This is a genomic window from Pseudomonas sp. MWU12-3103b, assembly GCF_023100615.1.
Taxonomy (GTDB): Bacteria; Pseudomonadota; Gammaproteobacteria; order Pseudomonadales; family Pseudomonadaceae; genus Aquipseudomonas; species Aquipseudomonas putida_A.
In genome coordinates this window covers 30,423-40,791 of sequence record NZ_JALMEY010000026.1, presented here as the reverse complement: position 1 = coordinate 40,791, position 10,369 = coordinate 30,423, and the positions used below count along the sequence as shown (strand labels likewise).

Annotated in this window: 13 protein-coding genes; 5 read left to right on the top strand and 8 right to left on the bottom strand. The window is 61.3% G+C overall.

Going from position 1 to position 10,369, the window contains the following annotated elements:
* Positions 1–37: 37 nt before the first annotated feature.
* On the bottom strand, positions 38–934 hold the full coding sequence (locus M0808_RS27630; protein ID WP_247843111.1) for a LysR family transcriptional regulator: 897 nt from the start codon (positions 932–934) through the stop codon (positions 38–40).
* A gap of 120 nt (positions 935–1,054) precedes the next feature.
* Here M0808_RS27630 and M0808_RS27625 point away from each other — a divergent pair, with 120 nt between their 5' ends.
* Positions 1,055–1,810, top strand: coding sequence for an SDR family oxidoreductase (locus M0808_RS27625; RefSeq protein ID WP_103519776.1), 756 nt, complete (start codon positions 1,055–1,057; stop codon positions 1,808–1,810).
* A gap of 170 nt (positions 1,811–1,980) precedes the next feature.
* Here M0808_RS27625 and M0808_RS27620 read toward each other — a convergent pair whose 3' ends face one another.
* A complete protein-coding gene (locus M0808_RS27620; RefSeq protein WP_027612600.1) occupies positions 1,981–2,418 on the bottom strand; it encodes a multidrug/biocide efflux PACE transporter in 438 nt (145 codons plus the stop codon).
* Positions 2,419–2,507: 89 nt separating this feature from the next.
* Here M0808_RS27620 and M0808_RS27615 point away from each other — a divergent pair, with 89 nt between their 5' ends.
* Positions 2,508–3,362: a LysR family transcriptional regulator gene (locus tag M0808_RS27615; protein WP_247843110.1), complete on the top strand. Its 855-nt coding sequence runs from the start codon at positions 2,508–2,510 to the stop codon at positions 3,360–3,362.
* Between the two features lie 106 nt (positions 3,363–3,468).
* On the opposite strand, the gene M0808_RS27610 is transcribed toward M0808_RS27615, so the two are convergent.
* Genes M0808_RS27610 through M0808_RS27600 form a run of 3 tightly spaced genes read right to left on the bottom strand, consistent with a single transcriptional unit; the run spans position 3,469 to position 5,501 of the window.
* Positions 3,469–4,698 (bottom strand): RNA polymerase sigma factor, encoded by a 1,230-nt coding sequence (locus M0808_RS27610; protein ID WP_097085875.1) that lies wholly within the window; start codon positions 4,696–4,698, stop codon positions 3,469–3,471.
* Positions 4,691–5,035 (bottom strand): YciI family protein, encoded by a 345-nt coding sequence (locus M0808_RS27605; RefSeq protein ID WP_134787154.1) that lies wholly within the window; start codon positions 5,033–5,035, stop codon positions 4,691–4,693. Before M0808_RS27605 ends, M0808_RS27610 begins: the two co-directional genes overlap by 8 nt.
* Positions 5,036–5,075: 40 nt before the next feature.
* Positions 5,076–5,501 (bottom strand): nuclear transport factor 2 family protein, encoded by a 426-nt coding sequence (locus M0808_RS27600; protein WP_247843109.1) that lies wholly within the window; start codon positions 5,499–5,501, stop codon positions 5,076–5,078.
* A 141-nt stretch (positions 5,502–5,642) separates the two neighbouring features.
* Here M0808_RS27600 and M0808_RS27595 point away from each other — a divergent pair, with 141 nt between their 5' ends.
* A complete protein-coding gene (locus M0808_RS27595) occupies positions 5,643–6,128 on the top strand; it encodes a GNAT family N-acetyltransferase (RefSeq protein WP_098965211.1) in 486 nt (161 codons plus the stop codon).
* A gap of 18 nt (positions 6,129–6,146) precedes the next feature.
* Positions 6,147–6,752, top strand: a complete 606-nt coding sequence (locus M0808_RS27590; RefSeq protein WP_115989062.1) for a pyridoxamine 5'-phosphate oxidase family protein — start codon at positions 6,147–6,149, stop codon at positions 6,750–6,752.
* A 137-nt stretch (positions 6,753–6,889) separates the two neighbouring features.
* On the opposite strand, the gene M0808_RS27585 is transcribed toward M0808_RS27590, so the two are convergent.
* The 3 genes from M0808_RS27585 to M0808_RS27575 all read right to left on the bottom strand — a co-directional run bounded on the left by M0808_RS27585 (position 6,890) and on the right by M0808_RS27575 (position 8,928).
* Positions 6,890–7,378 (bottom strand): N-acetyltransferase, encoded by a 489-nt coding sequence (locus tag M0808_RS27585; RefSeq protein WP_098965213.1) that lies wholly within the window; start codon positions 7,376–7,378, stop codon positions 6,890–6,892.
* A 324-nt stretch (positions 7,379–7,702) separates the two neighbouring features.
* Complete coding sequence (locus M0808_RS27580) at positions 7,703–8,197, bottom strand: GyrI-like domain-containing protein (protein ID WP_247843108.1); 495 nt, start codon at positions 8,195–8,197, stop codon at positions 7,703–7,705.
* 68 nt (positions 8,198–8,265) lie between these two features.
* Complete coding sequence (locus tag M0808_RS27575; protein ID WP_007969355.1) at positions 8,266–8,928, bottom strand: LysE family transporter; 663 nt, start codon at positions 8,926–8,928, stop codon at positions 8,266–8,268.
* 137 nt (positions 8,929–9,065) lie between these two features.
* Here M0808_RS27575 and alaC point away from each other — a divergent pair, with 137 nt between their 5' ends.
* Complete coding sequence (gene alaC / locus M0808_RS27570) at positions 9,066–10,283, top strand: alanine transaminase (protein ID WP_247843107.1); 1,218 nt, start codon at positions 9,066–9,068, stop codon at positions 10,281–10,283.
* Positions 10,284–10,369 lie beyond the last annotated feature (86 nt).

The following is a 10,369-nucleotide window of genomic DNA, read 5'->3' as shown; positions in this document are numbered from 1 at the left end:
GGCAAGCCCACTCCCACAGTTTGATTTGTGTCAGGCATTAGAGAGTGGAACGGATGACATCGCCCAACCACTCCATGAACACCCGCACCCGCAGCGGCAAATGCCGTTGCCGTGCATACAGGATTGAAATCGCCATCGCCGGCGCGGTGAACTTCGGCAGCACAGTCAGCAGCTCACCGGTGTCCAGATGGGGCTGCATGCCGGTGCGCGGCACCTGGATCAGGCCGAAGCCGCCCAGGCACGCCGACTCGTAAGCATCGGTGCTGTTGACCGTGACGCTGCCAGCCATCGGCAGGCGTCGCACCTGTCCGTCCTGTTCAAACACAAACCCTTCCGAGCGCGAACCGAGCACACCGACGTAATGCACCAGCCGATGCTGCGCCAGATCCTCCAGCGTCTGCGGCACGCCGTAGCGTTCGAGGTACGCGGGGCTGGCGCAGTTGATCATCGGAAAGTCGCCCAGATGCCGCGCCACCACCGATTGATCCGGCTGCGCGCCGATGCGCACCACGCAATCGAAACCCTCGCTGAGCAGATCGACACGGCGGTCGGTGCTGCTGATTTCCAGTTCCAGACTCGGGTGCCGCGCCATGAACTCCGGCAGCAGCGGCATGATCAGGCGTCGCGCCAGAATGTTCGGCATGTCGACGCGAATCCGCCCGCTCAACGAGGCCGGATCCTGCCGAAACAGCCCCTCGATCTCGTCCATGTGCGACAGCAGATCCTTGCTGCGTTCATACAGCACCAGACCGTCCTGAGTCGCCTGCACCTTGCGCGTGGTGCGTTGCAGCAGGCGGGTGCCGAGCAGGGTTTCCAGGGCCTGCACATGTTCGGAAACCGTCGAGCGCGGCAACCCGAGACTCTCGCCGGCCAGGGTGAAACTCGACAGTTCGCTGACCCGGACGAAGGTGCGCAGCAGTTCCAGTTTGTTCATGAGGACACCCGTTGATTGTTCGGCTGAGTCGATCAGTGATTCCGGTTTCAGTCTGTTTATCACCCCATGGCGGATAAATAAACTTTGCTCATCACCACTCAACGCAATCGAGGATTTCACATGAGCCGCAAAATCGCATTGATCACCGGTGCCAGCCGTGGCCTGGGCAAGAACGCCGCCCTGCACCTCGCCGCCGAAGGCGTGGACATCATCGGCACCTACAACAGCCGAGCCGATGAAGCCCAGGCGCTGGTGGCTGAACTGGAACAACGCGGCGCCAAAGCCGTGATGCTGCAACTGGACGTCGGTCGCAGCGAAACCTTTGCCGATTTCGCCTCGCGGGTTGCGCAAGCGCTGCAGCAACTGGAGCGTCCGCGTTTCGACTTCCTGATCAACAACGCCGGGATCGGTGTTCACGCGGCGTTCGCCGAGACCACCCCGGAACAGTTCGACCTGCTGATGAATATCCAGCTCAAAGGGCCGTTCTTCCTGACTCAGCAACTGCTGCCGCTGATCAATGACGGCGGGCGCATCATCAACATCTCCAGCGGCCTGACCCGCTTCAGCCTGCCGGGTTATGCCGCCTATGCGGCAATGAAAGGCGCGATGGAAGTGCTGACCCGCTATCAGGCCAAGGAGCTGGGTGCGCGGCAGATCGGCGTGAACATACTGGCGCCGGGCGCCATCGAGACCGACTTTGGCGGCGGCGCGGTGCGCGACAACGCGGCGTTGAACGCGATGGTCGCGAGCAATACCGCACTGGGTCGCGCCGGGCAGCCGGATGATATTGGGGGTGCGCTGTCGATGCTGCTGGCGCCGGGTGCGCAGTGGATCAACGGGCAGCGGGTCGAGGCATCGGGAGGAATGTTCCTCTAAACCCCCCATTCACTAAAAACTTTCTTGGTGAGAGCCTCTGTGGCGAGGGGATTTATCCCCGATGGACTGCGCAGCAGGCCCTTCTTTTCTGGATAAAAAGAGGGGCCGCTACGCGCCCCATCGGGGATAAATCCCCTCGCCACAGGTTTTGCATTCGCCACAGGTTGTGCTTATCCCGCGCATACCCGGCGGGTCACGAGGCGCTCGCGCACCACGTCATAACCCCAGTGATACACATAGGTGTACGGCAGGAAGAACAGCAACACGCCGATGTCGAGCAAGAACGCCTGCCACAGGCTGACCGACAACCACCAGGCAATCAGCGGCACGCCCATCACGATCAATCCGCCCTCAAACAGCAACGCATGGACCACCCGCGTCCAGGCGTTGTGCGCGATGTTCAGGCGCTTGAGCATGCGGTCGAAAAAGCCGTTGAACAGCACGTTCCACGCCAGCGCCAGCAGAGCGATCAGCACGGTCACCGCGCCCATGTCCAGCAGCGGTTTGTCCATGATCCACGCCAGTAACGGGGTACAGATCAGGATCGCCAGACACTCGAAACCGATGGCCTGGAAGATACGTTCAGTGATGGATTTGTTGGCAGTCATGGCCTGACTCCTTGAGTGAAGAGGGTTGCCATGATCGGCCACCACGCCGATACTTCATAACCAATAACCATCGATCAAGGCGATAGTTCATGGCTTCGCAAGAAGTGCTATTGGCGTTCGTGCAAGCGGCCACTCAGGGTTCGTTTTCGGCAGCGGCGCGCAAACTGGGGCGCAGTCAGTCAACCATCAGTGCCGCAGTGGCCAGCCTGGAGATCGACCTGGATCTGATTCTGTTCGACCGCAGCAGCCGCAAACCGACCCTGACCCCGGCCGGGCACGTGATGCTGCAACGGGCCGAGGCGATTCTGGCGGCCACCAGTCATCTGCAAATGACCGCCCGGCAACTGGCCGAAGGCGTCGAACCGAAGCTGACCGTGGCGATTTCCGACACCTATCAATCGGCGCGTTTCGAAGCGGCGCTGGTCGGCTTCGAGCAGCGCTACCCGGACCTGGAACTGGAATGCCTGATCGCCGAGTGTGACGACCTGATCGAGTTGGTCCAGCGTGGCCGCGCACACTTGGCGTTTGCCGAAATGCAGGACACCTATCCACCGGATCTGGTGACCTCGACCGTCGCCGAGCGCACTGACCTGGCGCTGTTCGTCAAAGATGATCATGTGCTGACCCGTGTCGAACGGGTCGACCAGCAGGTGCTGGAGCAGCATCGCGAGTTGCGCCTGGCGACCATCGTCAATCCCTACGACAGCCGGGCGAAGGGCCGGGTGTGGTCGGCGCCGAGTTACCTGATGCTGATGGAAATGGCGGAGATGGGCTTTGGCTGGGCGGCGCTGCCGCGCTGGCTGGTGGCGCGTTTCGGGAATGGCTCGCTGGTGGAACTGACGGTGCGCGGCTGGCCGCGGCCGGTGTATGTCGATGCGTTGTGGTCGCGGCTGTATCCGCCGGGGCCGGCGGGGAGCTGGCTGTTGAGCAAGATGCTGGAATAGCGGCGCGCCCATTCGCGAGCAAGCTCGCTCCCACAGTTGGAATGCGATCGCCTGTGGGAGCGAGCTTGCTCGCGAAGGGGCCGGCACTGCCAATGAATTCCTCGGTTCAATCCAGTTCGCTCAGCCGCCCCTCGATAAATCGCCGCTCCGGCTCCTGCCGGGTCAGTTCCAGTGCTCGCCGATACGCCGCCCGCGCCTGCTCCACCCGGCCCAACTGCCGACAAAACTCCGCCCGCGCCGAATGCGCCAGGTGGTAATCCTGCAACTCGCCGCGATCCAGAATTCCCTCGATCAGCGTCAGCCCGGCCAGCGCCCCATCGCGCTTGGCCACTGCCACCGCGCGGTTCAACTCGATCACCGGCGACGGCACCGCCCGCAACAGCACGTCATACAGCCCGACGATCTGCTGCCAATCGGTTTCTGCCGCTGACGGCGCTTCGGCATGCACCGCGGCAATCGCCGCTTGCAGGCAATACGGCCCGAACCTTCGGGTGGTCAGCGCCCGCTCCACCAGCGCACAACCTTCAGCAATCAACCCGGCATCCCAGCGCGAGCGATCCTGATCGTCCAGCAGGATCAACTCTCCGCTGGGTGACGTGCGCGCCGGCCGCCGCGATTCATGCAACAACATCAACGCCAGCAGGCCCATGACCTCCGGTTCCGGCAGCAACTCCATCAGCAGCCGCCCCAGCCGAATCGCTTCGCGAGTCAGATCTTCGCGGGTCAGCTCGGCGCCCATCGACGCCGAATAACCTTCGTTGAACACCAGATAAATCACCCGCAACACGCTGTCGAGGCGCTCGGGCAGTTCGCTCAGGCTGGGAACTTGATAAGGGATTTTGGCGTCGCGAATCTTCGCCTTGGCACGGACGATGCGCTGGGCAATCGCCGCCGGCGCCGAGAGAAACGCGCGGGCGATTTCCTCGGTGGTCAAGTCGCAGACTTCCCGCAGGGTCAGCGGCACTTGCGCATCCGCCGCCAGCGCCGGGTGACAGCAGGTGAAGATCAGCCGCAGGCGGTCGTCTTCCACGTCTTCGCCACTCCAGTCGGCCTGTTCCAACTCTTCGAGCTGCGCCAGCAACAGCGGCTGCGAGGCCTTGAAGCGGGCGCGGCGGCGCAATACATCGATGGCCTTGAAGCGCCCGGTGGACACCAGCCAGGTACGCGGATTGTCCGGCACACCGTCGCGCTGCCAGCGCTCGACCGCCACGAAGAACGCCTCGTGCAAGGCTTCTTCGGCGAGGTCGAAATCCCCGAGCAGACGAATCAGGGTCGCCAGAATCCGCCGCGAGTCTTCGCGATAGACCTGCTCGACCCGCGCCCGGACTTCAGACATTCAACTGCCGCACCGGACGCACTTCAACGCTGCCGACCCGGGCCGCCGGAATGTTACCGGCGACCTGAATCGCTTCGTTGAGATCCTTGGCATCGATCAGGTAGAAACCGGCCAGTTGCTCCTTGGTTTCAGCGAACGGGCCATCGGTGATCGACAGCTTGCCGTTGCGCATGCGCACGGTGGTCGCGGTCTGCACCGACTCCAGCGCTTCGGCCGCGACCATCCGCCCGCTGCCCTGAATCGACTCGGCGTAGGCCCAGCACTCGGCGTCTTCCGGGCTGTCGGGCGAGTTGTGCAGCAGGCGCTCATCGCTGTAGACCAGGCATAAATACTTCATGGTTTTCTCCTGATTCGAACGGATCAACTATGGCTGAAGATCAGGGTTGCACATCGAACAGCGTGCTGCCGCTCATCGGATCGAACGGTGCCGACCAGTGCTCGTGAGCGATCTTCCACGTCCCGCCGACCTGCCGATAGCACGCGGTGGCGCGCATCCAGCAGCTCTGGGTTTCGCCCTTGTCGTTGGTGCCGCCGCAATGCGTTACCCAATGGGCGAAGGCGAGGTTGTCGCCGGTCTCGATGGCGATCTCGTGAAACTCGAAAACGTGCGGGCCGGAACACATTTCCATGCAGGCTTCCCAATGTGCACGGTAGGCCGCTTTGCCCTTGAATTGCAGGGCCTTGATCGCATCGAAGGAGACGATGTCGTCGGTGTACAACGTCATGACCTTGTCGACGTTCTTGGTCATTACCGCGTCGCGGTAGGTATTGATCAGGGTCTGGATTTCAGTCTGTGCGCTCATGGTGTTCTCCGTGGTTTTTGTGCTGAAGACACCCTTAGTCGTTCGGCCATCGTGCGGATCGACAGACGAAACAAAAAATTTCCGCCGAACACAAAATCGCTAGAATCCGAGGCTCATCTTTGTAGGAAAAAGGAAATTCCCGTGTCAGCCCAACTCGTGCCGTACGACAGCCTGAACGCGTTGCAGCGTCAGCAGGTCGAGGCGATTGAAATCCATCCCGAGCAGATCAAATTTTCCGGCGACATTCACGGCGCGTTGCACACGCTGCTGTCCAGACCCGGCCCCGGCGTCAAAGGTTTCGCGCTGCTGGCCGATCAGGTACCGGTGGCTTTTCTGCTGCTCAAGCGCCCACCGGTGTTGCCGGACTGGGCCGATGAACACAGCGCCACCCTGCACGCCTTGCAGGTCGATCACCGGGCACAGGGCAAAGGTTACGGCAAGGCTTGCCTGCAGGCGCTGCCCGAGGTGGCGCGTGAAGCATGGCCGGAGATCAAGGGGCTGGAACTGTCGGTGGATGCCGATAACGATGCCGCCATCGCGCTGTACGCCAAACACGGTTTCGTCGACAGCGGCGAAGCGTACAAGGGCCGGGTCGGTTACGAACGGCGTATGGGACTGTTTTTCTAAATCATCGAGGGATGCACGATGATCGATTCAATCGAAGCACTGGAAGCTATTTACGGCCTGCCCCACGACCGCGCGGTGCGCAAGCAGATCGGTTTTCTCAACGAGGATTATCAGGCGATGGTGCGCCTGTCGCCGCTGGTGATCATCAGCTCGGTGGGCGCCGACGGTCTCGACAATTCGCCACGGGGTGATGCGCCGGGGTTCGTGCGGATCATCGACCGCAACACCCTGGCCCTGCCGGATCGCCCGGGCAACAACCGCATCGATACCCTGCGCAATGTGCTGCACGATCCTCGGGTGTCGCTGCTGTTCATCATTCCGGGCATTGGCGAGACGTTGCGGGTCAATGGCACCGCGACCATCAGCGCCGATCCTGAGCTGCTGGAAAGCTTTGCGGTGAACGGCAAACCGGCGAAAACCGTGTTGCTGGTGACGGTAGAGGCGGCGTTTTTCCACTGCTCGAAAGCCTTTGTGCGCTCTGACGCCTGGAACCCCGAAACCCACCTGCCGCGCTCGGCCCTGCCCTCTGCCGGCGCCTTCCACAAGCGCCTGAATGACGGGCAGTTTGACGCCGAGACCTACGACCGCGAAGCACCGAAAAGAGTAAGCGACACTCTCTACTGACACCTATCAACGAGTCACCACTGCTCCCCTGTGGGAGCGGGCTTGCCCGCGAAGGCGTCGTTTCAGATAAATCATTGGCAACTGACACACCGCCTTCGCGAGCAAGCCCGCTCCCACATTTGGGCTTGCAGCGATTTTCAGAGGGTCAGAATCATCTCGTGCCACGCCATCCCGCCATGGTCGGACTCCGACGGCTTGATGTAGGCAAAGCCGAACCCGGCATACAGCGCAATGTGCTTCTCCTTGCACATCAGATGAATCGTCGCCTTGTCCATCCCGCGCATGCGCTCGATGAACTCGGCCATCAGTCGCTTGGCCAAACCCTGGCCCTGATAGTCCGGGTGCACCACCACCGACATGATCACCACGTTCGGCCCTTGCGGGTCGTGACCGATCAGCTCCTTGAACGCCTCGTCGGACATCTGCACATCAAACGCCGCGCCCGAGTTGATGAACCCGGCGACTACGCCGTCTACTTCGGCGACGATGAAACCCTCAGGCCAGGTGGCAATGCGCGTGGCGATCTTCTCGCGAGTGGCGGCTTCATCGCCTTCGTAGGCAACGGTTTCGATGGCGTAGCAGCGGTCCAGGTCGGCGGCGGTGACGTTGCGGATGACGGTGTTCATGGCAGCTCGAAAATCAGCGGAGAAAAGTGCGCAAAGCATAAAGGAATAAGGTGTTCATATCGATCCGCGCGGGGGGCGTAAAGCCTGCGTATAAGCGCTTTTCTTCGTGCCGCTGACGGGCTATTCCTGCGCTGTGTCTCTGATCACCCTTGGGGGTAACCGCTTATGAGCAGCGTTGAAATCGGCTTGTTGATGGTGTTGGGCATCAGTACGTTCGGCTTTATCACCTTGGGTATCGACCTGTTGCGGGCGCGACGGCTGGGCAAGGGCAAGCGCGGTTGAACAACATGAGGCGGATCAGTGATCCGCCTCATCGTCATGGACTCAGGCTTTGCTGTCGACCGGTACGCAGATTTCCAGTTTGCCGGTGTGCTGTCGCGGATTGAAATCGGCGCTGTAGCGCTCCAGCTCCGGTGCATTCAGGTCCACGTAGTGAGAGGTCGGCAGCCAGGTCTTGTAGATGTATTGCAGGGTTTGCGGCAACTGGTCGAGCGGGCCCTTGTGCTCGAACACCGCGTACTGCCGGGGCAGCACTTCGACCCACTGGTAGACCTTCTGGTCGAGGTCATCGAGCTTGCTGATTTCCACCCCGGCGATGTAATCGAAGCCACCCTGACCGTCGAAATTGCTGCAGACACCGTAGGTCACTTCGTTTTTTTGTCCCTGTATCTTTCCCAGGTGCGGCAAGAACTTTTCCCACAGCGCGGGGATGTCCTTGGCAGTGTCCTGGGTAAATCGTCCACGAAATCCCGCGATCAGCAGGAAGTGTCCATGTTCGAAGCGAGGTTCCGCCACTTCGACGCGTTTTTGCTCATCCATGACTCGACTCCTGGAACAAAATTAGGGGTTCGGCTGCTGAGTATAGAAGCCAAACCCGATTCGCAATGTCACAAGGCGTGCAACTGGTCGGCAGCGCCGGAGCCAACGAACTCGTTATAACCGGATACGATCACGTAAACCGCGAAATAGCAGAAGATCGCCGCCGATGCCATGTAGGAGTAGCGCAACAGCTTGTCGCCGAGCAACTTGCCGCCGTGGCTGGCGGCAAAGCACAGACCGGCCGACCACAGCAGCCCGGCGCAGAGAAAACCGCCGAGAAACAGCGCCGAGCTGAGCGGGCCGCCGCCACCGGAACGGGCGATCAGGGTGCCGCCAACCGCGGCGAACCAGAGGATCGCGCTGGGCGAGGACATGGCGAGGAAGATCCCTCGGAAGAATTCCTTGCGATGGGAGTTCTGCCCCACCTCCGCCGTCGCCGCCAACTGCGCCTCATGGTGAATCGCCGAATAGATCATCTTCGCCGCAAAGTAGATCAGCAGCGCCGAGCCGCCGATCCACAGCACCCAGCGCACGCTTTCGTACTGCAGCAACACGGTCATCCCGGCCAGCGCCAGCACTGCGTAGATCAGGTCGCCGACGCAAGTGCCGAGGCCCAGCGCGAAGCCCTGAAAATAACCGCGCTGCATCGCCAGGGTGATCATCGCGATGTTGGCTACGCCGATGTCCAGGCACAGCGAAAGGCTCAGCAAGAAGCCGCTGGTGAATTCCATTAAGCATTTCCTTGGAAAAAATTATTGTCGTGCACGCTGGACAGTCTGCCACCGCTGCCCTTATCTTCCGCCACAGGTCACCGCAGTGACCAGCGTCGCTCGGACGGTTCCGGGCGCTTACGTTATCCGAGGCAACAATGGCTGAACAAGGTTCGCCGCGCCGCTTTGCGCGCATAGATCGACTCCCCCCTTACGTTTTCAACATCACCGCCGAGCTGAAGATGGCCGCGCGGCGTCGTGGTGAAGACATCATCGACTTGAGCATGGGCAACCCCGACGGCGCCACACCGTCGCACATCGTCGAAAAACTCGTACAAGTTGCCCAACGTGAAGACACCCACGGGTACTCCACGTCCAAGGGCATTCCGCGCCTGCGCCGGGCGATTTCCAACTGGTACAAGCAACGCTACGCGGTCGATATCGACCCGGAAAGCGAAGCCATCGTCACCATCGGTTCCAAAGAAGGCCTGGCGCACTTGATGCTGGCGACCCTGGATCAGGGCGACACGGTACTGGTGCCGAACCCGAGCTACCCGATTCACATCTATGGTGCGGTGATTGCCGGCGCTCAGGTGCGTTCGGTGCCGCTGGTGCCCGGCGTGGACTTCTTCGATGAGCTGGAGCGGGCAATTCGCGGTTCGATCCCCAAGCCGAAGATGATGATCCTCGGCTTCCCGTCCAACCCCACCGCACAGTGCGTGGAGCTGGATTTCTTCGAACGGGTGATCGCCCTCGCCAAACAGTACGACGTGCTGGTGATTCATGACCTGGCGTACGCCGATATCGTCTACGACGGCTGGAAAGCCCCGTCGATCATGCAGGTACCCGGCGCCAAGGACATCGCAGTGGAGTTTTTCACCCTGTCCAAGAGCTACAACATGGCGGGCTGGCGCATCGGTTTCATGGTCGGCAACCCGGAGCTGGTCAACGCCCTGGCCCGGATCAAGAGCTACCACGACTACGGCACCTTCACTCCGCTGCAAGTGGCGGCGATTGCCGCGCTGGAAGGCGATCAGCAATGCGTGCGCGACATCGCCGAGCAGTATCGCCAGCGCCGCAACGTGCTGGTCAAAGGCCTGCATGAACTGGGTTGGATGGTCGAGAATCCGAAGGCTTCGATGTACGTCTGGGCGAAGATTCCCGAGGCTTATGCGCATCTGGGTTCGCTGGAATTCGCCAAGAAGCTGCTGGCCGAGGCCAAGGTCTGCGTCTCGCCGGGGGTTGGCTTTGGTGAGTATGGCGATGATCACGTGCGCTTTGCGCTGATTGAAAACCAGGACCGGATTCGTCAGGCGGTGCGCGGGATTCGCGGGATGTTCCGGGCGGATGGCCTGGCCCCGAAAACCACTGCCTGACACCTACCCCCCCTGTGGGAGCGGGCTTGCTCGCGAAGACGTCGTGTCAGTCAACATTTTCAGCGACTGATACACCGCTTTCGCGA

Coding starts and splice junctions, on each gene's coding strand:
- M0808_RS27630 (WP_247843111.1), bottom strand. CDS start 934: ATGAACAAACTGGAACTGCTGCGCACCTTCGTCCGGGTCAGCGAACTG.
- M0808_RS27625 (WP_103519776.1), top strand. CDS start 1,055: ATGAGCCGCAAAATCGCATTGATCACCGGTGCCAGCCGTGGCCTGGGC.
- M0808_RS27620 (WP_027612600.1), bottom strand. CDS start 2,418: ATGACTGCCAACAAATCCATCACTGAACGTATCTTCCAGGCCATCGGT.
- M0808_RS27615 (WP_247843110.1), top strand. CDS start 2,508: ATGGCTTCGCAAGAAGTGCTATTGGCGTTCGTGCAAGCGGCCACTCAG.
- M0808_RS27610 (WP_097085875.1), bottom strand. CDS start 4,698: ATGTCTGAAGTCCGGGCGCGGGTCGAGCAGGTCTATCGCGAAGACTCG.
- M0808_RS27605 (WP_134787154.1), bottom strand. CDS start 5,035: ATGAAGTATTTATGCCTGGTCTACAGCGATGAGCGCCTGCTGCACAAC.
- M0808_RS27600 (WP_247843109.1), bottom strand. CDS start 5,501: ATGAGCGCACAGACTGAAATCCAGACCCTGATCAATACCTACCGCGAC.
- M0808_RS27590 (WP_115989062.1), top strand. CDS start 6,147: ATGATCGATTCAATCGAAGCACTGGAAGCTATTTACGGCCTGCCCCAC.
- M0808_RS27585 (WP_098965213.1), bottom strand. CDS start 7,378: ATGAACACCGTCATCCGCAACGTCACCGCCGCCGACCTGGACCGCTGC.
- M0808_RS27580 (WP_247843108.1), bottom strand. CDS start 8,197: ATGGATGAGCAAAAACGCGTCGAAGTGGCGGAACCTCGCTTCGAACAT.
- M0808_RS27575 (WP_007969355.1), bottom strand. CDS start 8,928: ATGGAATTCACCAGCGGCTTCTTGCTGAGCCTTTCGCTGTGCCTGGAC.
- alaC (WP_247843107.1), top strand. CDS start 9,066: ATGGCTGAACAAGGTTCGCCGCGCCGCTTTGCGCGCATAGATCGACTC.